A 20,535-nucleotide genomic window follows, 5' to 3' on the forward strand; every position below is an offset into this window, starting at 1 on the left:
TTAATCAATTAAGTCTCGGATGGTAGGCGGCGGGCAATAAGAATATGAATTTGCCGTGAATCTGCCCGTTGAATTTCAAATTCAATACCTGCGATTTGGACTTTCTCACCCAATTTAGGTACCCGTCCTAAATGTTGCGAAATAAAACCTGCAATCGTTTCAATATTTTCCAAATGAAAATGAGACCCTAAGGCTGCATTCACTTGCTCTAACTCAGTAATGCCTTTAATGCGTAATACCTCATTATCGAGCTGAATAATATTATCCGCATCTTCATCCACATCAAACTCATCTTCAATATCACCCACAATTTGTTCAAGGACATCTTCGATCGTAATAATGCCAGCAATACCTCCGTACTCATCAACTACAACAGCAAGATGATTGCGGTTATCACGAAAATCGCGCAATAAAACACTTAGACGCTTTGATTCAGGAATAAAAACGGCGGGGCGCAGCCAGTCGCGTAATTGAAAATCGGCATCGGCAGAGTAGCGTAAAAGGTCTTTAGCTAACAAAATGCCAATGACTTTATCGCGACTGCCTTCAAACACAGGAAAACGTGAGTGGGCCGCAGCAATCACTTCAGTAATAATTTGAGATATAGGGAGGTTGACATCAATCCAGTCTAGCTGTGCTCGCGGAACAAGAATATCGCGGGCACATAATTCCCCCACTTGAAAAACACCTTCAATCATTGCTAGGGCATCAGCATTAATGAGGCCCTCTAATTGCGCTTCGCGTAAGGTATTAATAAGGTCGCGGCGCTGCTCAGCTGGCGAGCTCGGTTCAGGACTAAGAAACTCGCTTAAGCGTTCGAGCAGGGTTTTTTGGATTTCAGGCATAGACCAATTATCTAATAAGGGTTAGGATAGCCGAGCATTTTGAGGGATTGAACTTCTAAAGCCTCCATTTTTTTCGCCGCTGGCGATTTTTCATGGTCAAAACCGCGGGCATGCAGACAACCATGTAGTACTAAATGGGCTAAATGCGCTTCTGGCGATTTATTTTGCGCGCGTGCTTCGGCAAGAACGACAGGCCAGCAAATAACAATATCGGCGTGGAGCGGTAGGGTCCCTGTAGCTTTGCTTTCAACTTCGCTATAAATAAAAGTCAGCACATTAGTAGATTTATCGCGTTGTCGAAAATGGTAATTTAGTGCCTTACTTTCAGCTTGATTGATAAAGCGTATAGTTAGTTCGCCCTGTAAATTACTCAGCCCCATTAAAATCCAGCGGCGCATTTTTTTCTGCCCAACTAGGGATAGAACTTTTTCCTCGAGGCTTGCGCTGGCAAATTGGAAATTAATTTTAGGTAATTTCAGCATAAACTATTTCACCGCGCAGGGTATGGGTTAATACTTCCGTAATGCGCACGGTTTGTATTGAGCCAAGCCATTTTTGCAGATCATGCGCGGGCGCGGGAATGTGAATGACCCGATTATTTTCGGCGCGACCCTGTAAATTTATCCCGTCTTTTGCCAGACCTTCAATTAAAACGGTTTCTTCGTTGCCCAACATATTTTGACTAATGATTTTTGCTTGTGAATCAATTAGGGCTAATAATTGATGTAAACGCTGTAACTTAACTTCATGCGGCGTTTCATCGGGTAGGTTTGCCGCAGGTGTGCCAGGGCGAGGACTAAAAATAAAACAGAAGCTATTATCAAACTGTAATTCTTCGACCATTTGCAATAATTTTTCAAAGTCAGCTTCAGTTTCACCAGGAAAGCCGACAATGAAGTCACTCGATAAAGTCAGATTCGGTCTGACCGCACGCATGCGGCGAATAATGCTTTTGAATTCAAGCGCAGTGTAACCCCGTTTCATGGCCGATAAAATCCGATCAGACGCATGTTGTACAGGCAGATGCAGATGGCTAACAAGTTGCGGGATATGGGAATAGACATCAATTAGGCGCTGACTAAATTCTTTGGGATGACTAGTAGTAAAACGAATGCGCTCAACCCCAGGAATTTCAGCCACATACTCAATTAACAGGGCAAAATCAGCTAAAGAACTTGAGTCGCTTAGCTTGCCTTGATAGGCATTCACATTTTGCCCAAGAAGCACAATTTCTTTTACACCTTGTGCGGCTAGGCCGGCAATTTCAACTAGTACATCATCTAATGGGCGTGAGACCTCTTCGCCACGGGTGTAAGGTACTACGCAGTAGCTGCAATACTTCGAGCAGCCTTCCATAATAGAAACATAGGCAGACCCCCGAGTTTGACGTGAAATAGGTAAGTGATCAAATTTTTCAATTTCAGGAAAAGAAATATCAACTTGTGAGGCACCGGTAAGAAGACGCTTCGCTAACAAGTCGGGAAGGCGATGCAAGGTTTGCGGTCCAAACACAACATCAACATGTGGGGCCCGATTAATAATTTGTTGCCCCTCTTGGCTAGCCACACAACCGCCAACGCCGATTAATAATTGGGGTTTGGTTTTTTTGAGTTCACGTAGTCGACCTAAATCAGAAAATACCTTATCTTGGGCTTTCTCCCGAATAGAGCAGGTATTGAGCAACACCACATCGGCTTGTTCTAAATCTAAGGTCGTTTCCATACCTGCAGATGCATGGAGGATATCGGCCATCTTGCTCGAGTCATACTCGTTCATTTGACAACCAAAAGTTTTGATATAAAGCTTTTTCATATGCCGTTCTCAGGTTTATAGCTGGGGGCGAAGCTCGGATTTTAAGGGAAATACCCCAAACAAGCTAGAGCAAGCGGTAAGCCGCAATGGCAACTAGTGTTGGCGGTAAGGCGGCTAGCAAAAGATAAGTAGCTGAAACCGCTGCATTCGGGAAGTAGTTCCGCAGGATTGCGATACCTGCAGGATTAGGTGCATTGGCAATAACGGTTAAACCACCTCCTGCTACCGCGCCACCAACTAAGGCAAGTTTGAACTCAGCTGAAGTACCGGTTACAAGCGACCCTAAATAGGTGAGAGCAGCATTATCAGTAATCGCTGTTAAAGCTAGGCTGCCATAAAAAACTGCACTAGGGCTCATTTGGGTTAGAAGGGGTTGTAGCCACCATGCTTGTAATTTGCCTAAGACCACAAGACCAGCTAAAAAAAATCCAACCAATAAGGCTTCGCGCAAAATTAATGGGCTCTGGTGTTTTGGGTATGCAACCGTATAGCCAATGAAAAATAATAAGAGCCAAATAAAAAGCACGGGATCATGGGCTACTGCCACTATTGCACAGAGAAATAATAAATGAATAAAGGTAACGCTAATGGGCGTTCGCTTGTGGGCATGGCTAGCCTGCTGCGCTTGTTGTAAGCGCGCTACTTCAAGGAGGACTAAATTTTTACGAAAGAGGACGCTCACTATTAATGAATTAAGCAAGATAGCAAGACACGATTTAAGGCCAAAGTTGCTCAACATGAAAGCGTTATCCCATTGCCAAGTATTCGCCACCATTAATACGGGCGGTGCAGCAAAATTAGTGAGGGTACCGCCAATCGAGATATTGACAAATAAAACCCCTAAAGTACCAAACATAAATGGAATAGAGGGCTGATGTCGATACACTAAATCACGCAAGAGAAAAGCGGCAAGCGTCATCGCGGCAGGTTCGGTAATTAAGGACCCCAATAATGGCGTAATACTGAGGGTTAAAAAATACAGGGCGGTACTTTGCTCCGTGCGCACTAAGCGATGGGCCCCATGGCTTAGCCAATTTAAAATTTGCGTTGCAAACTCGAGTATGGGTTTGCTGCCAGCAACGACCATAATGGCAAAAACAAACATAGGTTCAGTATAATTTCGCTCATTCAAGTATTGCTTTGCACTCGCAAAACCATCAATTGCCCAAATAAATAGAATTAATACGGCTGCCCATAGTCCAAAGACAATTTCAACTTCGCCAAGCATATGAAGCAAGCCAGAATGCCGCTTAGAATGGGCCGCTAATTTTTCAAAATAGGCGGTACAAAATGTGTGAGTCACTGCAATGACAAAAAGGACACTAGCACCTAGTTCGGTCGGGGTAAAGTTCATGATGGGATCTTATCAGCTGCAAATGTAAAAAAAAGAATTCGTCTAATACCCTTAAAAAAGAAGTAAAAACCCCTGGAATTTCATGAATTTTAGGTATTTTTAGCAATTATTAAGGATTGGCACCTTGAAATGGGCTAGCAAAACCCCATATATGGTGTAGAGAAAAAGACCTGTGTCGCTAATATACAAAATTTTTAAACGCAATTAAGGATAAAGAGTAATGACCCAAGTTCAAAAAGAGACCTTAGGCTTTCAGGCAGAGGTTAAACAACTATTGCAATTAATGATTCACTCTTTGTATTCCAACAAAGAAATCTTTTTGCGCGAACTCATTTCTAATGCCTCCGATGCAGCTGATAAATTACGCTATGAGGCAATGACACATGCTGATTGGTATGAAGATCAACCCGAATTAAAAATCAAAATTACTTTTGATAAGGTAGCTCGTACTATTACCATTACCGATAATGGTATTGGCATGAGCCGTGAAGAAGTCATTTCTAATTTAGGCACAATTGCAAAATCGGGCACGAAAGAATTTTTCTCCAAACTCTCTGGTGATCAGCAAAAAGATGCCGCTTTAATTGGCCAATTTGGGGTTGGTTTTTATTCGGCTTTTATTGTGGCTGATCGCATTACGGTAGAAACCCGGCGGGCGGGCTTGCCAGCTAGTGATGGTGTGCGTTGGGAATCAGATGGATCAGGTGAATTTACAGTAGAAACGATCGATCGCCCAGAACGCGGCACAGCTATTACCTTGCATCTGCGTGATGGCGAAGATGAACTACTAACGACTTATGCCCTGAAGACTATTGTGCGGCGGTACTCCGATCATATTTCTTTGCCAATTGAAATGCGCAAAGAGGAGTGGGATGAAGAAAAAAAAGCCCAAGTATTGAAAGATGAATTCGAAAGCATTAATCAAGCTAGCGCTTTATGGGCAAGACCAAAGTCTGAAGTTAGCGTCGAACAATATGATGAATTTTATAAAAATTTGTCGCATGATTATGAAAATCCTTTGTGCTATTCACATAATCGAGTAGAGGGGCGTAGTGAATTTACGCAATTGTTATTTATTCCTGCACATGCGCCATTTGATTTATGGGATCGCAATAAACGTGGCGGCATTAAGCTCTACGTTAAGCGGGTATTCATTATGGATGACGCTGAACAATTAATTCCCACCTACTTACGTTTTGTAACAGGCGTCATTGATACGGCCGATTTACCTTTAAATGTGTCACGTGAAATTTTACAAGAATCACGTGATGTTAAAGTGATTCGTGAAAGCTCAACTAAGCGTGTGCTTGGTATGTTAGAAGACTTGGCTAATAGCGCTGATGAAACGAACCGTGAAAAATACCGCACCTTCTGGAATGCCTTTGGTCAAGCGTTAAAAGAGGGGGTTGGAGAGGATCAAACCAATCAAGAACGCATCGTAAAATTATTGCGTTTTGCTAGTACCCATTCCGATTTACCTGAGCAAACCGTTTCTTTAGCCGATTATGTAGCGCGCATGAAGCCAGGGCAAGAAAAAATATATTACGTTACTGGCGATTCATTTAATGCGGCAAAAAATAGCCCCCATTTAGAAATCTTTCGTAAAAAAGGCGTCGAAGTGTTGTTGTTGTGCGACCGGGTAGATGAATGGATGCTTTCATTTTTAACGGAGTTTGAAGGTAAGGGGCTTTTATCGGTGGCTAAGGGTGATCTCGATTTGGGCGAGCTAACTGATAAACCAGAAAAGGCTGCACAAGAGGCTACCGAAAAGGAATTTAAGGATCTACTCGAGCGGATGAAAAAAACCTTGGCAGATAAAGCAAAAGATGTGCGTATTACCTTTCGTTTAACTGACTCCCCTGCATGTTTAGTAGTTGATGAGCATGAATTATCAGGTAATTTAATGCGCATGTTGAAAGCCGCAGGGCAACAAGCGCCGGAAACAAAACCAATTTTAGAAATCAATCCTGAACATCCCCTGTTGCGCAAGCTAAAGTATGATGACCAACAGTTTGATGAGTGGGCTCATCTCTTATTTGATCAGGCATTGTTGGCTGAGGGTGGTCAGTTAAATGATCCTGCAGGTTTTGTGAAGCGCATGAACCACATGCTTTTAAGCTAGGCCTTAACTGGAGCACAGATGAATAAAGTCATTTCGCAGTTTGGTTTGGAACCAATGCAGCAACAAATTAGTGCTGGTGAACATCAATTTGTAGCGGATGTGAGCGTCAAGCTGGGTGGCGCCAATTCGGGGCCATCACCCCATGAGCTTTTGGCCGCGGCTTTGGGTGCCTGCACTGGAATTACTTTAAAAATGTACGCACAAAGAAAAGCTTGGCCTTTGAGTAATGCTATTGTCTCTGTTGATATCAATCGCGCCAATCAAATTGAGCAGTTTGAGCGCACCATTGAACTCATTGGTAATTTGGATGCAGAGCAGCGGGCACGGCTATTAGAAATAGCCAATAAGTGCCCAGTGCATCTTGCTTTAGCGGGGCAGATTCAAATTTCCACCCAATTACTCAACGCATAGCAGATTATTTAGAGGTAGAGCTAGAGCCTGAGCTTGCCTTTTGACCCGCACTATAACCTTGGTTGTACTGAGCCTGTTTTTCTGCTGCCTTATCTTTTTCGTATTTATCATAGACATAGCCGCCAGCTGCACCAACGGCAGCGCCACCTACTGCGCCCCAAATTGCTGCGCCGCCTAAAGCTGCTGTCCCAATTGCGCCGGCAGCAGCACCAATGGCGCCTCCAGATAAAGTACTTTGCTGCGAGCTGTTCATGTTTGAGCAGCCCGTAGTTACCAGGCCAGTAGTTGCAAAGATACTAGTAATGGCGATTAATTTTTTCATCGTATGCATAGTGTTATTCCTTCAGGATGGTCTTAATAATTAAGCGGGGCAAGGGAAGCGCTCAGCTAAATAGCGCAAAGCACTATCGGCCGCAGGGCTATTAAGTAGTGCAGGTTTGCCTTCGGCCCATTTAACAAAGTCGCTAATCACAGTATCTCGCGTGGGTCCTGGCTGTTTGACGCAAATAAAGGGTTTGGCGATGCTGGGATGTCGAGTAACTAAATACGTATCGTAAAGACCTGTTGCATAGCCCAAGCAAAAACTGCGTGACTCGCTACTGGCTGGACTTTTGCAGCTAGTAATAAATTCTTGGGTACTGAGCACTGCGACCTTTTCTTGGGCATATACAACAGTAATAAATGGACTTGCCAAGCCCAAGGCGATAAGTGAAAGTAGGAATTGTTTTTTCATATGTGGCCCCTTGATCGGTTATGAAATAATCGTAAATGTAAATTCTACTCAATTTAATAAATCAATAAGGAATTATGGCTATTTTTGAACTCGACGGTATTCAACCCCAAGTGGGAGAGGGGGCTTGGGTTGCTGAAAGCGCTGAAGTTATTGGTAACGTACGTTTGGGCCGAAATGCGAATATTTGGCCCCAAGTTGTAATTCGGGGCGATAACGAACTAGTTGAAATTGGCGAAGAGGTCAATATTCAAGATGCATCGGTTTTGCATTCAGACCCAGGCTTTCCTTTGAGTCTCGAGAAACGGGTATCGATTGGCCATCGGGTGATGCTTCATGGCTGCAAAATTGGCGAAGGCAGTTTAATTGGCATTGGGGCAGTTATTTTAAATGGCGCCAAAATCGGTAAGCATTGTTTAGTTGGTGCGGGCTCTTTAGTGACAGAAGGTAAGGAATTTCCAGATGGGTCGATGATTTTGGGCTCGCCAGCGAAGGCAGTAAAGTCGTTATCGCCTGAACAATTAGCACGACTCGAATACATTTCCAGTCATTACGTACAAAATGCGCAGCGCTTTAAAAAAGGCCTGAAACGAATTGGCTAAGCAATTGGGGACAAAGTTGCTACATAAATCATAGCGATCTTTGATCTGCATCAAGCTCAAACGAGCTTATTACCATATTATTTTCGTAATCTTTATTGGATTGCCCTCAACTGTAAATAATTTTGGACAAAAAAAAGACAAAAGAAATTGGTAAATACCAAAAAACCGAATTACTCGGGAAAACCCCAACCCTTTTACATTGGGAGTTACCCTAGTTAGCATAAAAAAAGCCGTAATACATAGCATAATCAATTCGTTATATCAAACGCAAGCAATTATTGGAGAGAAAAATGGCAATAGCAAAAGCAGCACCAATTTCCGCGGCAGATCGCAAAGTTATTTTTGCTTCTTCGCTGGGCACAGTCTTTGAGTGGTACGACTTCTACTTGTATGGCTCACTAGCTGCCATTATTGCTAAGCAGTTTTTTAGTGGCCTAGATGAAGGATCGGCATTTATTTTTGCATTGCTGGCTTTTGCTGCTGGTTTTATTGTGCGTCCTTTTGGTGCTTTGGTGTTTGGGCGCTTGGGCGACTTAATTGGTAGAAAGTACACCTTTTTAGTAACGATCGTCATCATGGGATCAGCCACCTTTATCGTAGGTCTATTGCCAAATTACGCGACGATTGGCATTGCAGCACCAGTACTTCTAATTAGCCTACGCATTCTGCAGGGCTTAGCTTTGGGTGGTGAATATGGCGGCGCAGCCACATATGTTGCCGAACATGCACCACGAAATAAGCGGGGGGCCTATACGGCTTGGATTCAAACGACCGCTACGCTCGGACTGTTTTTATCATTGTTAGTCATTTTGGCTACGCGTGAATTCACGGGCCCTGATTTTGATGTATGGGGCTGGAGAGTGCCTTTCCTTGGATCGATCTTTTTGTTGGGTATTTCGGTGTGGATTCGCTTGTCGATGGCTGAATCACCTGCGTTTAAGAAAATGAAGGAAGAGAACAAGCTTTCCAAATCGCCGTTAGCTGAATCCTTTACTGAGTGGAAAAATCTCAAGATCGTAATCTTGGCTTTATTCGGTTTGGTTGCTGGCCAGGCTGTAGTTTGGTATTGCGGCATGTTCTATGAGTTGTTTTTCCTTACCCAGGTTCTGAAAGTCGATGGGAAAACCGCTAATTTAATGGTTGCAGGCGCATTAATATTGGGCACCCCGTTTTTCATAGTATTTGGTTCGTGGTCTGACAAAATTGGCCGCAAGCCAATCATTATGGCTGGACTGTTATTGGCAGTTATTACATATATACCCAATACGCCAGTGTCGGTATTTAATGGCCTCACCCACTTTGCTAACCCTGCATTAGAAAAAGCAATGGCAACTTCACCTGCCTCAATTACAGTTGATCCTGCAGAGTGCTCATTCCAATTTAATCCAACAGGTACGGTTAAGTTCACCAGTTCTTGCGATATTGCTAAGCAGGTGATGGCAACTAACTCAGCAAGTTACACTACTATTCCATCAGCCCCAGGAACGGTGGCGCAGGTGAAGATTGGTGAAACTGTCATTGATGGCTATGCCGCCAAGGGAATGGCTCCAGCCGATGCGAAGGCAGCGGATGCAAAATTCAAAAAAGATATTCGTAGTGCTTTAGATGCCGCTGGTTACCCTGCGAAAGCAAATCCTGCGGATATCAATGTGCCAATGGTGGTCTTGCTGTTGGTTTACTTGGTTATCCTGGTAACAATGGTGTATGGTCCAATTGCTGCTGCTTTAGTTGAAATGTTCCCAACCCGTATTCGTTACACTTCAATGTCATTGCCGTATCACATTGGTAATGGTTGGTTTGGTGGTCTCTTGCCAACTATTTCGTTTGCTTTAGTAGCCCAAAACGGCAATATTTATTACGGCCTTTGGTATCCCATTATTGTGGCCTCTGCTACTTTAGTGATCGGCGTTCTTTTTGTAAAAGAAACAAAAGATATCGATATTTATGCTCGTGACTAGGGTATTGAACTAGTTAAGTAAAAAACCCGATTGCCAAAAACAATCGGGTTTTTCTTTTGGCACAGCCGTAAATAAACTACCTATTAATGAGTAGTTTATTTTGCTGCGCAATTGAAATCTCCCGCGGGCCTGGCGTTACATCAATTGAATTACCAGCACTGATTAAGCCAGGTTTTAGTACCCGCAAATACCAACCAGAATAAGCATTTTTCAGCATGGCCTTAGCTGCGCCGTTAAACCCCAGCTTGGCATTGAATTTAAAGCAGGGTTCGCGTAACTTCACTACCGCAAGTTCAGCAGCCCCAATGCGCCAGCGATCACCGATATATACGTCTGCTTCAAGCAGGCCAGTAATGGTTAGATTTTCTCCGAGCTCACCATGGCTTAAAGCAATTGTTTGTTGGCGCTCTTGGCCTAAGAGCGTATTCCAAAAATCATAATGCTCACTAGGGTAGGCATAAACCGCTTTTTCGATGCCACCATGCACTGTAAGGTCAGCTTGTTCATCGCCATCAAGCCCTAGCACCCCAAGCAAAATAGGCTTTGGGTTAGCGATTTGGCTAACTGGTATCTTATTAATCGCTGAGGGCACCACTGTAAATTCGGGGTGATGTACCCCAGGTAATGGAGCCACTTTGCCAATTGAGATGGTGAGAATACGCAAGAGTAAGCCTCCATTAAAAGTAGTTTTATTTTAACTTTGATAAACTTAAAAGGCTTAATTTCTTGGTAGACTACGATAACCAAAAGAAATAGACCATTATTGAAAAGGACGTAACGTTATGCAATCCTTACTGCGCATGCTGACCTTGTTAATTTCCTTAATAATCTGTGCCCCTGTAATAGCAGCGCCACTCATCGTTGCTAAAGAAGCGGCCTTACCTCCAGCAGCCGGCGTTCTTGCCACCCGTGGTATTTCGCGTGGGCCTTCAGTCAAAATGGCTTCGCCTGAGCCAGATGTTGCAGTCAGTTCGCCGCTCGATTTTAAGGTCGTATTTGAAGCGCGTGGTGGTGAAAAAATTGATCCGAACTCAGTAAAAGTCATTTATATGAAGTCACCTTTTGTTGATTTAACCCCGCGCTTAAAAAATGCTATCTCAGCAAACGGCATTGATTTTCCAAAAGCAGAAGTACCCCCAGGCACCCACACTATTCGTATTACTGTTAAAGACACCGAAGGCAGAGAAACTAACTCAGTGCAAACCTTGGTGGTTAATAAGTAATGCAATGCCCTTATTGCCTTTCTGAAGTTGCTGAAGAGGCATTTGTATGTAAAGTTTGTACTCGCGATTTATACCTCTTTAAGCCCATGATGGCTAAGGTTGCTGAATTAGAAAAGCAACTTGAAGAGATGCCAAATCAGAAAGCTTACGAAGAGCGGATTGCAAAATTAGAGGGATTACTACAAGAGAGTGAGAGTGCAGCACTGTCAAGGCGGGGCTTTAGGGAAATTTTTTTCGATACAGTGATCTTTATTTTCATCCCACTTCTATTATTATTAGCGGCGCATGCATTAATAACGGTAGTGTTTGACACCAAGATGTTATATCTCCGCATTATTTCAATTTGCTTGCCATTACCTTTTGGTTACTTTCTCTTTAAGCGGGTGCATCACCATATTTTTCCTTGGTTTTTAGCAATCCTTTTTCTAGCTATTGCATCGGTTATTGGCATGAGTGGGATTACCAGCCTGGTCGATAAATCACCCATTTGGCCGCAAAATCTTTTTGAATGGCGTGAATCATTAGCGTATTCCGCAAGTATTGCATTTAGTTTTTTAACTGGCATGCTGATTGGTAAGATCACCTACACGAGTAAAAAAAGTAAATCAGCCGCGGAGAACCCTTGGGTAATGGCAGTTGTAGGGGCGCTGGGAGAGGATAAGCTCTCGCCCGAAGCCTTAAAGCATTTAGTGAAAAATCTGCATAAATATGCTGGGATGGCATTTGCAGCAGTATCAACTTCTGTTTCAGTCTATACGGGTCTAAAGGATTTTCTCTAATTTAAAAATATAAAGATGTAAGGGTTGCAATGATCAAAATAATTATTGGCATCACTCTTTTGCCACTAGTTATACAAGTGATTGAAGAGCGCAATATTCAATAGTTGGCAGCCCCATTACCTAAATAGAGCGCGCGCATAAAATTATGAAATGGTTTTTCACTCTTCATAAATTATTGAGAATATTTATTTTTTTTGTTTTTGTTGCAAGCATTCACAGTGCTAATGGTCAAATTGATGCCAAGCAGATAGGTATCGTGGTAATGCATGGTAGCGGCGGAAAGCCAACGGGATATGTATACGATTTGGCAACTGCATTGGAAGGCAAGGGCTATCTGGTAACAAACCTAGAGATGCCTTGGTCTGGAAGAAGGGCGGCTGATGTAACGGCAGAGGTAGGTTTAGAGGAATTAGGCCAGGCGATTACGCAATTACAAAAAAAGGGAGCTAAGGCGATCTTTTTAGCAGGACATAGTTTTGGAGGTACTTTCGCGCTTTATTACGCCGGTGTAAATTTAGTGGATGGAGTTATTGCAATTGCACCCGGTGGGGTCGATTCTGATTTTTACCAAAGCAAAATTGCCAATTCCCTCAATCATGCCCGTCAATTAATTGCTGAGGGCCGCGGCGATCAGAAAGAAAATTTTGCTAATTATGAAAATTCAAGGGGAGACTATACGACCTTGACCCCAGCTAAAGCCTATGTTTCTTGGTATAGCAAAGATAGTGTGATGAATGCTACTCAAGCCTTTAAGCAGCTACGACCCGACGTGCCAGTGCTATACATTATGCCCACCAATGATTACCCTTTCCTTAGGCGCGCTAAAGCAGCGCGCTGGACCCAATTGCCACCCAACCCTAAAAATGAATTATATGAGCCCATTGCCAGTCATTTAGAGGCGCCAACCGTGTCGATTAATGAAATAATTAGATGGATTAATATGATCGTTACAGATAAAAATTAGAATAATATAGGTCGCAAAAAAGGAGACAAAGTGAAGCTAATGGGACTGGGGCCTCAATTGCGTTTTAATATCGTCATTGTGCTGACGATCTTGGGATGTCATTTATCCGTTAATGCCCAAACTACGCTTAATGTTGCGTCTGATGAGTCCGTTAACACCGAAAATATTAAGGCACCCCCACGTGATGTTAAAGATATTTTACGTGCACTAGAACAAAGTAAGCCCGATTTAGCAACGGTAGCAAAAAATAAAGAAATTATTGCTAAGCCATTACCAAATACACAAGACAAAGAAGAATTAAACCGTTTTTACTCTCAGCAGGCAGAGGCCTATCAAGATTTAGGACTAATGAGTAAGGCAATTCAGGCCGCTCAGCGAGCGGCAAATGATTACCCATCGAAAAATCCTAGACTGTATGTTGGAGATTTAACGCATTTAAGTGTTCTTGAGGGGCTAGGTGGAAAGTTAACTACGGCAATTTCTACTATGGAAAAAGCCATGGCTTATCAGAAGCAAACTTTACCAAAACTGATGGGCATCCGAATGACTATGGGAAGGTTATTGGTTAACTATTATGCTACAGTAGGCAACTTTCCGGCTGCTCAAGAAACTTTAGATGAGCTAGATAATAATATCAAGCGCCTCAAGACCTTTTCGCGCTCATATGGCGAGATAGGAAGTTATTGGGAATCACAATTTGAGAGCGCCCGCGGTATTTATTTTAGTCATCAGGGTCAGTGGGTCGAGAGCGAACGCGCGCTGCGTAAAGCCATTCATTTACTTGAGCAAAACTATAGCAAGGTCAATAACATAGTAGTCAAAGCAGAAGATTCTGAAAACGCTACTCGAGTAGTTGCAGATACAAGTAATAGCCCACGTGTTTATATTACACAAATTATTCATCGGCAAATTAATTTAGCTTTTGTACTGAGGCAGCAAAGAAAGTTAATTGATGCAGAGTATTACGCCAGAAAAGCGCTTACTTTTGCATTAGAAAAATTTGGGCGTAATTCTGCAGATGCGGGTCGCGCTTTAGCAAGCTTAGCTACGATCATTGACGAGCAAGGACGCTCAGCAGAAGCAGTATTACTTGCCCAGGCAGCCCTAAACTCCGCCAGAGAGGCAGGGGCTCCAGATGATTCTATCGTCCTCGTTAAAGCAAGAGAAGCACTAGGCTCGGCATTAGTTGCTGATGGCAAATATGCTCAAGCAGATACTGTTTTTAACGAAATGGTAGTGGGCATTAAGCGCGATCCCGATTTAGCTAAAAATTACCGTAGTGGTGACTTAGACTGGGTTCTAGCCTTACTAAAAACAGGTAAGGCTAGCCAAGCGGCACAGATGACTGCTGAGATATTGCGTCAGTTTGAGGCGGCAGGAATAAAAAATTCTGCGCGAGTCGCTTTAGTACGCGCATTTGAGGCAACTGCATTACAAGCTCAGGGCAAATGGAGTGAAGCAAATTCGTTATATAAAAATGCTATACCCGCGCTCCTTGACCAATCACGTAATGATGCTGAAAACGATACTAGTAGTATGAAGCAGTTGCAACGGATGAATTTTATTTTAGAAAATTACCTAGCTGAATTAGCGCACATCTATAAAACTGAGCCAGCACAGGCTAGTTCGGCAGCTGCTGAAGCATTTCAAATTGCCGATATTGCCCGGGGCAGTGGCGTACAAAGAGCGCTCACCGCAAGTGCAGCGCGAGCTAGCATTAAAGATCCCCAATTAGCACAATTGGCGCGGCAAGAGCAGGATTTGCAGCGTCGCATTAATACTTTGTCGGAACTGCTTACCGGCTTATTATCTGCAGCCCCCGATCAACAGTTACCTGCTGTCCAAGTGCAAATTCGGACAGACATCGATAAATTTAAAATACAGCGTGAGAATTTAAAGAAGGAAATTGAAAAACGTTTCCCTGAATATGCTGAACTAGTTGAGCCAAAGCCTGCAACAATTGCGGGTACGCAGCGCTTATTACGGGCTGATGAGGTCTTAGTTTCTTGGTATTTTGCAGAAAACGTAGGCTATGTTTGGTCTATTAGTAAAGATACACCTCCCCAGTTTGTGCAAATACCTCTAGGCAGGGCGCAAATGGCTAAAGAAATTACCCAATTGCGCAAAGCCCTCGATCCCGGAGTGGCTACCATTGATGAAATCCCTGCATTCGATATTGCCCTAGCGTATCAGTTGTATCAACAAATTTTGGCCCCCGTTGAATCTAGCTTAAAGGGTAAAAAAGTGATGCTAGTTGTACCGCATGCTGAATTAGGCCAATTACCGCTTGCATTACTTGTTACCAAAGCAACGGCCCAACCCAGTAAAGCTGGCGTGCCATTTGCAGGTTACAAGGCGATTCCTTGGTTAAGTCGGGATATTGCCATTGCACAAATTCCCTCGGTTACCGCCTTAGCAGCTTTGCGTAATTTACCCGCAGGAAGTGATAGTCGTAAAAATTTTATCGGCTTTGGCGATCCATACTTTAGTATGGCGCAAGAAAAAAGTGCCAAGAAGAATATCGCGCCAACCCAACTTGCCACGCGAGGAGCGCCATTAAAATTACGTAGCGCGCCCAAAACTACTGGGGTCAGCTCAGCCGAGCTATCGCTCTTACCTAGACTACCCGATACTAGTCAAGAAATTGAAGAGGTCGGTAAGGTATTAGGTGCAGAACCTGGTGATATTTTTCTTCATCAGCAAGCAACGCTTAAGCAAGTTACGACGATGGATTTATCAAATCGTAAAGTAGTGATGTTTTCTACCCATGGCTTGGTGCCGGGTGAGCTCAATGGCTTAACGCAACCCGCACTGGCACTTTCTTCACCTGAAGTAACGGGCGATAAAGATGATGGTCTCTTGACAATGGATAAAGTGATTGCCTTAAAACTCAATGCCGATTGGGTGGTTTTATCCGCTTGTAATACTGCTGCTGGAGAGGGTTCGGGTAGTGAGGCCGTTTCAGGCTTAGGCAGAGCTTTCTTTTTTGCAGGCGCTAAAGCATTACTAGTATCTAATTGGCCAGTAGATTCTGTCGCATCACGGCAATTGATGACAGATTTATTTAAACGCCAACAACAAACTCAGGGTCTTATCAAGTCAGAGGCATTACGTCAAGCCATGTTGGCACAAATTGATTTAGGTGGTGTTAAAGAGGGAGCAACGATGAAGTACAGTTATGCCCACCCTTTATTTTGGGCGCCATTTGTCGTGGTGGGCGATTAGTTAGCCCAAGAAGGCGCTTAATAAATAAAGCGCATCATATAAGTCAGCATAAGAGGTAATACTAGTAAGCCTAGTAAACTCATAATCCAAGCACGATTGGGCGCAGGAAAAAGCGCTTCTAATTTAAGAATGCCAAATTGCATCAACAAACCCATCCCATAAAGTATTAGCGGCAATAGCCAGCCTTTGGCAATTCCTAAAATAAGAAGATAGGCGACACCAATGAGCGCCTCAATTACGACATAACTGGGAAAGAGGTATTTAAAGAAAAGCGCTAAGTCGCGCGCCAGCTTTCTTCCTCGCTTATCACCTAGGCGAGCAACTAAATCATTTTCTGCAATTCGTTCGGGTATGCCCTGATGATAATTTTTAAGCACATAACCCAGTTGCTGCGCCATAAAGCAATAGCAAACTAAATACGAAATGAGTAGTTCAAAAGAAAAATTCGGCATAATGGCAATACTATAATTTATAAGCAGATTCATCAAAAGTAAGCTAACTAAGATGAGCTTCTGTGAGCCCTAAGAGAAGAGACAAATGCCAATTAAAAATATTATTCCTAATTTGCTCGGCCTAGGAAGTTTGCTTATTTTATTTGTCTTGGGCAGGACCTTAAATGTGCCAATCATCCTGCAAATTTTTAAGCAAGTTGACCAGTTAACCGGCAATATCATTTTGGTTATTATCGCCATAGCCATTGGCATCTTCATGAAAGATTATTGGTATGTCCTTGGGGTAACTCTTGTTGCGACCCTCGTTACGCTGCTAGTGCCTGCAGTCCCTGAATTACTAAACACAACGCAGGAATATATATTTGCGTTTATGTTAGTAATTCTAGGATTTTCTTCGATCTCTAATTTTTCACGCCAGTATCGTTAACGACGCAATAAGTTCAAGTTTATTTTTTAGCTTCAGCAGCAGCAGCTGGTGTAGCAGCAGGAACAGCGGCAGGTTGAGCCTCTTTTTTTGCCTCTTCGATATGAGTAGCTTCAGCGCCATGCTTCTCGCCACCCATGTCAATATTACCGTCGCCTTTCATCATAAGCCAGCCAGTAAGTCCAATTAAAATAAGTACAACGATGATGATTGTGCGGTTGCTCATCTGATTCCCCTGAATATTAATATATTGATTAATTTTTAAGCTTAAAAAAGCCTTATAATTTAATGTAAGCTTTCATTATAGTATTAATTAATAAGCTAATTGCCTTATATTAAATAATAATATCTAATATAATTTTTATAACATTTACCTTAGCGCTTAAAAAGCCATGGAGTATCAAAAATGAATTTACGTAAATATATTAATGCCTTTTTTCTTGGCTGCGCAGTAATCAGCACCAGCGTAATGGCTGCAGATGCGGCAAAACCGCCTTCTGGTTCGGTGACTATTAATGAAACTCAGTTTGCCCTGATCGTAGGTGGTAGTACAGGCGGCGGTGTCTTGACCTATAAAGGCAAGCAATATCCATTCAAAATAACAGGTATTAGCTTGGGTGCAAACATTGGCGTCTCTAAACTTTCCGCAGTTGGTGAAGTGTATGACTTAAACGATATTTCTAAATTTGCAGGCACCTTTACAAAATTAGATGGCAGTATTACTTTGGGCGGTGGCGTTGGCGGCTCTGTATTAAAGAATGAAAATGGCGTGATCATGCGCTTAACCAGCACTTCGCAAGGCATTCAGTTGAATTTAAGTGCGAGCGGTGTGTCGGTGAAGTTGGATAAATAAAGAACTTAATTTGTGTGATCTTGGATAAGGGCGAAAGCCTTTCTCTAAGTAGCACGCAGTTGATCTTGCTTTAATATTTCACTAATTGATGTCGTGTATGAAACACTTACTTAAGCTACTAATCCCCTTCGTTGTAAGCTTATTTATGAGCGTCGCTCAAGCTCAGACTGAATGCCCATCTTCGCAAATATTACATTTTGAGGATGGATCTAAAGGGTGCATGTCTGAATATAAATTTTTTAATGTTCAGCGCGATTTCGCAGATGGCAAGACCTCTATTGCCGAGACGGTAGCAGGTAAAGATAGGTTCTATGTGGCATGGGTAAAAAATCCAAATATTTGCCCTACTGATTGGGCTACGGTTGATTGGGGAGGCTTTTTCCTCACTTCAGCAAAAGTCTTAAATAAATGTGAAGATGCCGTTATTAAAAGAGTAGTTACGGTACTTAATAAAAGCCCCGCTAGTTGCGAGTGTGAAATTGTGTACAACTCTCATGCTACTGCTAATATCACGATGTCAAAAACTGCATTTGAATCTAGGTCTCGCGCTTGGCTCGCGTACGCTCAAAATGGAAATCGATTTCATGACCAATTTACCGAAGAAGAGAAAAAAGCCAATACACTTTTTCTTGCTGACTATTTAAAGCAGTTAAATGGTGGACCAGTCGCCTCTCCTGCTACTCAACAAGCCAATACAGCGGCAGATAAAAAATTGCAAGATGAGTTGGCCAAGAAACTGCAGCTTGATAAAGAGCAAAAGGATTTAGCTGAAAAGGCCCGTATTGAAAAAGAGAAATCGCTTGCAGAAGAAAAGCGCATTGCTCAAGAGATTGCCCAAAAGGGCCAATTAGATAAAGAGGCGGCTAACAAAGCCCGCATTGAAAAAGAGAAATCGCTTGCAGAAGAAAAACGTATTGCCCAAGAATTAGCAAAAGTACAGGCTTTAGAAAAAGAAAAGGCAGACTTAATTACAAAACTGCAGCAAGAAAAAGATGCCCGTGAAAAAGCTGCAGCTGCCAAGCCAACGAATGATGAAGCCCGTATCTTAGCTTTGCGCAAAGAGTTAGAAAAAGAAATCCGAGCGAGCATTCAAAATGAGTCGGCAGCTTCGCCAGGCGCCTCTAAGGCCAAACAAGCCCCTCTCGTTTTTGCCAATCGTAAGGCATTGGTGATCGGTAATGATTCTTACCAAAAAGTGACTCCCTTAGTAAATGCTAGGGAAGATGCAAAAGTGGTCGCTGAAAGCCTTACCTCGCTGGGTTATAAAGTTTCTTTAAAGTTGGATGTCACTGAAAAGCAATTTAAATCAGAGTTGCGTACTTTTAAAGGCCAAATTCAGTCGGGCGATGAGGTCGCTATCTTTTATGCTGGACACGGAGTGCAGATTGCCTCAACTAATTATTTATTACCAGTAGATATTGGCGGTCAAAACGAGGAAGAAATAAAAGATGAGGGTATTTCATTGCAAAGATTGCTGGATGATATGACCGAGAAGAATGCCAAATTTACTTTGGCAATGATTGATGCATGTCGTGATAATCCCTTCAAAAGTTCAGGCAGAAGCGTTGGCGGCAGGGGGTTGGCCCCCACGACGGCAGCTACAGGGCAAATGATTGTCTTTTCTGCTGGCACAGGCCAACAAGCCTTAGATAAGTTAGGGCCAAACGATAAAAGTAAAAATGGTCTTTTTACGCGAGTATTTGTAAAAGAAATGCAAAAAGCGGGTGTATCAGTCGACCGAGTTGTACGCAATGTTCGCACTGAGGTGGTGGCTTTGGCTAAGTCAGTAGGCCACGACCAAGTACCTGCTATTTATGATCAAGTAGTGGGCGAGTTTTACTTTAAACAATAACGCGCAATTATTAATAACATCAGGTGTTTTTGATTACCGCTCGCACGGCCGCTAAATCCCATAAAGCCGAGCCACATGATTTAAAGAGTGTCGGTTTCTGAGGATCAATTGATTTTTTCTTCGAGACAAGTTCACCTAAAGTTGGGTAATCAGCCGGAGCTAATTTTGCTAGCAATAAGTCACCCCCTTCATGACTTACTTCAGGGGTATCGCAGATGATGTTGCCGTACATAGCGAAGCGCTGACAAATATCTGCCGATATTTCGGCTAAATGCGCTTTGAATGAGCCAATTGCAGTAATAAACAAGCTATCAAAATCCAAGTTTTGCAAATGCAATAGCACTAGCTCGTGTGCTGGCGTGCAAGTTGCAATGTTTTGAATCGATGCAGGATAAGGCGCTTTAGGTGGTAAATAGTGTGCATCAATACCTAACTTTTTAGCGTACTCAACTAGGGCAACTGCCGAAGCCATGCTTTTTGACTGCACCCAAACCCGTTGGGTGCTAAAAAGGATATGAAAAGCCTCCAAATGATTTTTACCCTGTACACCTGCTCCAATGATAAGTAAGTCACCGTCAGGATTTGGTGCTGCGAGTTGTGCAGCTAAAGCAGAGACAGCAGCCGTGCGTTGAGCGGTAATGAGAGCGCCATCGAGCGTAGCCAGTACAGCTCCGGAAGCCGCATCAAAAACCAAGATCTCCCCTTGGATGGCAGGTAGGCCTTTAGTAAGATTAAGCGGGCAAACCGAAATCGATTTGACGGCGGCTATATCGGGTCCGGCAATTGGCATCACCAATAGAACGCCATCATCTTTTAGGGGCAAAGCATGGCGGGGCGGCTTCTGAATTAATCCTTGAGAATCATCAATTAAAACTAATTGAATTTCAGTAAGAAGTTGATGCCAAGAAGTGCTTGCTTGCGTCATCAAG

21 protein-coding genes are annotated in these 20,535 nt (G+C 43.0%); 11 read left to right on the top strand and 10 right to left on the bottom strand.

What is annotated here, in order from left to right; translation table 11 throughout:
• Positions 1-8 precede the first annotated feature (8 nt).
• The 4 genes from LZT22_RS08055 to LZT22_RS08070 form a co-directional block, all read right to left on the bottom strand.
• The gene (locus tag LZT22_RS08055; protein WP_233924578.1) at positions 9-845 is read right to left on the bottom strand and encodes an HlyC/CorC family transporter; all 837 of its coding nucleotides are present in this window, start codon (positions 843-845) and stop codon (positions 9-11) included.
• Between the two features lie 11 nt (positions 846-856).
• Positions 857-1,327, bottom strand: coding sequence for an rRNA maturation RNase YbeY (gene ybeY / locus LZT22_RS08060; protein ID WP_233924580.1), 471 nt, complete (start codon positions 1,325-1,327; stop codon positions 857-859).
• Positions 1,311-2,657 carry a tRNA (N6-isopentenyl adenosine(37)-C2)-methylthiotransferase MiaB gene (miaB, locus tag LZT22_RS08065; protein WP_233924582.1) on the bottom strand — a complete coding sequence of 449 codons (1,347 nt, stop codon included), beginning with the start codon at positions 2,655-2,657 and terminating at the stop codon, positions 1,311-1,313. The genes ybeY and miaB overlap by 17 nt, the downstream gene beginning before the upstream one ends.
• A gap of 64 nt (positions 2,658-2,721) precedes the next feature.
• On the bottom strand, positions 2,722-4,011 hold the full coding sequence (locus LZT22_RS08070) for a putative Na+/H+ antiporter (RefSeq protein WP_233924583.1): 1,290 nt from the start codon (positions 4,009-4,011) through the stop codon (positions 2,722-2,724).
• A gap of 220 nt (positions 4,012-4,231) precedes the next feature.
• Here LZT22_RS08070 and htpG point away from each other — a divergent pair, with 220 nt between their 5' ends.
• Both htpG and LZT22_RS08080 read left to right on the top strand, forming a co-directional pair.
• On the top strand, positions 4,232-6,133 hold the full coding sequence (htpG, locus tag LZT22_RS08075) for a molecular chaperone HtpG (protein WP_233924584.1): 1,902 nt from the start codon (positions 4,232-4,234) through the stop codon (positions 6,131-6,133).
• A gap of 18 nt (positions 6,134-6,151) precedes the next feature.
• Entirely contained in the window at positions 6,152-6,544 is a 393-nt protein-coding gene (locus LZT22_RS08080) for an OsmC family protein (protein ID WP_233924585.1), read from the top strand.
• A 4-nt stretch (positions 6,545-6,548) separates the two neighbouring features.
• On the opposite strand, the gene LZT22_RS08085 is transcribed toward LZT22_RS08080, so the two are convergent.
• Both LZT22_RS08085 and LZT22_RS08090 read right to left on the bottom strand, forming a co-directional pair.
• The gene (locus LZT22_RS08085) at positions 6,549-6,875 is read right to left on the bottom strand and encodes a glycine zipper domain-containing protein (protein ID WP_233924586.1); all 327 of its coding nucleotides are present in this window, start codon (positions 6,873-6,875) and stop codon (positions 6,549-6,551) included.
• A gap of 30 nt (positions 6,876-6,905) precedes the next feature.
• Positions 6,906-7,277: a Rap1a/Tai family immunity protein gene (locus LZT22_RS08090; RefSeq protein WP_233924587.1), complete on the bottom strand. Its 372-nt coding sequence runs from the start codon at positions 7,275-7,277 to the stop codon at positions 6,906-6,908.
• A 74-nt stretch (positions 7,278-7,351) separates the two neighbouring features.
• Between LZT22_RS08090 and LZT22_RS08095 the strand changes: the two genes are divergently transcribed.
• Positions 7,352-7,876 carry a gamma carbonic anhydrase family protein gene (locus LZT22_RS08095; protein WP_233924588.1) on the top strand — a complete coding sequence of 175 codons (525 nt, stop codon included), beginning with the start codon at positions 7,352-7,354 and terminating at the stop codon, positions 7,874-7,876.
• Positions 7,877-8,166: 290 nt separating this feature from the next.
• Positions 8,167-9,834, top strand: coding sequence for an MFS transporter (locus LZT22_RS08100; protein WP_233924589.1), 1,668 nt, complete (start codon positions 8,167-8,169; stop codon positions 9,832-9,834).
• 76 nt (positions 9,835-9,910) lie between these two features.
• Here the strand turns inward: LZT22_RS08100 and LZT22_RS08105 are convergent, their stop codons facing one another.
• Positions 9,911-10,498: an MOSC domain-containing protein gene (locus LZT22_RS08105; RefSeq protein WP_233924590.1), complete on the bottom strand. Its 588-nt coding sequence runs from the start codon at positions 10,496-10,498 to the stop codon at positions 9,911-9,913.
• A 118-nt stretch (positions 10,499-10,616) separates the two neighbouring features.
• Here LZT22_RS08105 and LZT22_RS08110 point away from each other — a divergent pair, with 118 nt between their 5' ends.
• From LZT22_RS08110 to LZT22_RS08125, 4 genes are all read left to right on the top strand, one after another.
• Positions 10,617-11,057 (top strand): hypothetical protein, encoded by a 441-nt coding sequence (locus tag LZT22_RS08110; protein WP_233924592.1) that lies wholly within the window; start codon positions 10,617-10,619, stop codon positions 11,055-11,057.
• Positions 11,057-11,836, top strand: coding sequence for a hypothetical protein (locus LZT22_RS08115; protein WP_233924593.1), 780 nt, complete (start codon positions 11,057-11,059; stop codon positions 11,834-11,836). The genes LZT22_RS08110 and LZT22_RS08115 overlap by 1 nt, the downstream gene beginning before the upstream one ends.
• A gap of 145 nt (positions 11,837-11,981) precedes the next feature.
• Positions 11,982-12,800 (top strand): alpha/beta hydrolase, encoded by an 819-nt coding sequence (locus LZT22_RS08120; protein WP_233924594.1) that lies wholly within the window; start codon positions 11,982-11,984, stop codon positions 12,798-12,800.
• A 39-nt stretch (positions 12,801-12,839) separates the two neighbouring features.
• Positions 12,840-16,025: a CHAT domain-containing protein gene (locus tag LZT22_RS08125; protein WP_233924669.1), complete on the top strand. Its 3,186-nt coding sequence runs from the start codon at positions 12,840-12,842 to the stop codon at positions 16,023-16,025.
• Positions 16,026-16,042: 17 nt separating this feature from the next.
• Here the strand turns inward: LZT22_RS08125 and LZT22_RS08130 are convergent, their stop codons facing one another.
• Complete coding sequence (locus LZT22_RS08130; protein ID WP_233924595.1) at positions 16,043-16,477, bottom strand: hypothetical protein; 435 nt, start codon at positions 16,475-16,477, stop codon at positions 16,043-16,045.
• 85 nt (positions 16,478-16,562) lie between these two features.
• Between LZT22_RS08130 and LZT22_RS08135 the strand changes: the two genes are divergently transcribed.
• Positions 16,563-16,904, top strand: coding sequence for a hypothetical protein (locus tag LZT22_RS08135; protein ID WP_233924596.1), 342 nt, complete (start codon positions 16,563-16,565; stop codon positions 16,902-16,904).
• Positions 16,905-16,923: 19 nt separating this feature from the next.
• Here the strand turns inward: LZT22_RS08135 and LZT22_RS08140 are convergent, their stop codons facing one another.
• Positions 16,924-17,127, bottom strand: a complete 204-nt coding sequence (locus LZT22_RS08140) for a hypothetical protein (RefSeq protein WP_233924597.1) — start codon at positions 17,125-17,127, stop codon at positions 16,924-16,926.
• A gap of 180 nt (positions 17,128-17,307) precedes the next feature.
• Here LZT22_RS08140 and LZT22_RS08145 point away from each other — a divergent pair, with 180 nt between their 5' ends.
• Together LZT22_RS08145 and LZT22_RS08150 are read left to right on the top strand one after the other, a co-directional pair.
• Positions 17,308-17,754, top strand: coding sequence for an EipA family protein (locus LZT22_RS08145; protein WP_233924598.1), 447 nt, complete (start codon positions 17,308-17,310; stop codon positions 17,752-17,754).
• A gap of 220 nt (positions 17,755-17,974) precedes the next feature.
• Entirely contained in the window at positions 17,975-19,606 is a 1,632-nt protein-coding gene (locus tag LZT22_RS08150) for a caspase family protein (RefSeq protein ID WP_233924599.1), read from the top strand.
• Positions 19,607-19,625: 19 nt separating this feature from the next.
• Here the strand turns inward: LZT22_RS08150 and LZT22_RS08155 are convergent, their stop codons facing one another.
• Positions 19,626-20,531 (bottom strand): delta(1)-pyrroline-2-carboxylate reductase family protein, encoded by a 906-nt coding sequence (locus LZT22_RS08155; protein ID WP_233924600.1) that lies wholly within the window; start codon positions 20,529-20,531, stop codon positions 19,626-19,628.
• Between the last annotated feature and the right edge of the window lie 4 nt (positions 20,532-20,535).

Origin of the sequence: Polynucleobacter sp. IMCC 29146 (assembly GCF_021395195.1) — a bacterium.
Lineage (GTDB): Bacteria > Pseudomonadota > Gammaproteobacteria > Burkholderiales > Burkholderiaceae > Polynucleobacter.

Coding starts and splice junctions, on each gene's coding strand:
- LZT22_RS08055 (WP_233924578.1), bottom strand. CDS start 845: ATGCCTGAAATCCAAAAAACCCTGCTCGAACGCTTAAGCGAGTTTCTT.
- ybeY (WP_233924580.1), bottom strand. CDS start 1,327: ATGCTGAAATTACCTAAAATTAATTTCCAATTTGCCAGCGCAAGCCTC.
- miaB (WP_233924582.1), bottom strand. CDS start 2,657: ATGAAAAAGCTTTATATCAAAACTTTTGGTTGTCAAATGAACGAGTAT.
- LZT22_RS08070 (WP_233924583.1), bottom strand. CDS start 4,011: ATGAACTTTACCCCGACCGAACTAGGTGCTAGTGTCCTTTTTGTCATT.
- htpG (WP_233924584.1), top strand. CDS start 4,232: ATGACCCAAGTTCAAAAAGAGACCTTAGGCTTTCAGGCAGAGGTTAAA.
- LZT22_RS08080 (WP_233924585.1), top strand. CDS start 6,152: ATGAATAAAGTCATTTCGCAGTTTGGTTTGGAACCAATGCAGCAACAA.
- LZT22_RS08085 (WP_233924586.1), bottom strand. CDS start 6,875: ATGCATACGATGAAAAAATTAATCGCCATTACTAGTATCTTTGCAACT.
- LZT22_RS08090 (WP_233924587.1), bottom strand. CDS start 7,277: ATGAAAAAACAATTCCTACTTTCACTTATCGCCTTGGGCTTGGCAAGT.
- LZT22_RS08095 (WP_233924588.1), top strand. CDS start 7,352: ATGGCTATTTTTGAACTCGACGGTATTCAACCCCAAGTGGGAGAGGGG.
- LZT22_RS08100 (WP_233924589.1), top strand. CDS start 8,167: ATGGCAATAGCAAAAGCAGCACCAATTTCCGCGGCAGATCGCAAAGTT.
- LZT22_RS08110 (WP_233924592.1), top strand. CDS start 10,617: ATGCAATCCTTACTGCGCATGCTGACCTTGTTAATTTCCTTAATAATC.
- LZT22_RS08115 (WP_233924593.1), top strand. CDS start 11,057: ATGCAATGCCCTTATTGCCTTTCTGAAGTTGCTGAAGAGGCATTTGTA.
- LZT22_RS08120 (WP_233924594.1), top strand. CDS start 11,982: ATGAAATGGTTTTTCACTCTTCATAAATTATTGAGAATATTTATTTTT.
- LZT22_RS08125 (WP_233924669.1), top strand. CDS start 12,840: ATGGGACTGGGGCCTCAATTGCGTTTTAATATCGTCATTGTGCTGACG.
- LZT22_RS08130 (WP_233924595.1), bottom strand. CDS start 16,477: ATGCCGAATTTTTCTTTTGAACTACTCATTTCGTATTTAGTTTGCTAT.
- LZT22_RS08135 (WP_233924596.1), top strand. CDS start 16,563: ATGCCAATTAAAAATATTATTCCTAATTTGCTCGGCCTAGGAAGTTTG.
- LZT22_RS08140 (WP_233924597.1), bottom strand. CDS start 17,127: ATGAGCAACCGCACAATCATCATCGTTGTACTTATTTTAATTGGACTT.
- LZT22_RS08145 (WP_233924598.1), top strand. CDS start 17,308: ATGAATTTACGTAAATATATTAATGCCTTTTTTCTTGGCTGCGCAGTA.
- LZT22_RS08150 (WP_233924599.1), top strand. CDS start 17,975: ATGTCTGAATATAAATTTTTTAATGTTCAGCGCGATTTCGCAGATGGC.
- LZT22_RS08155 (WP_233924600.1), bottom strand. CDS start 20,531: ATGACGCAAGCAAGCACTTCTTGGCATCAACTTCTTACTGAAATTCAA.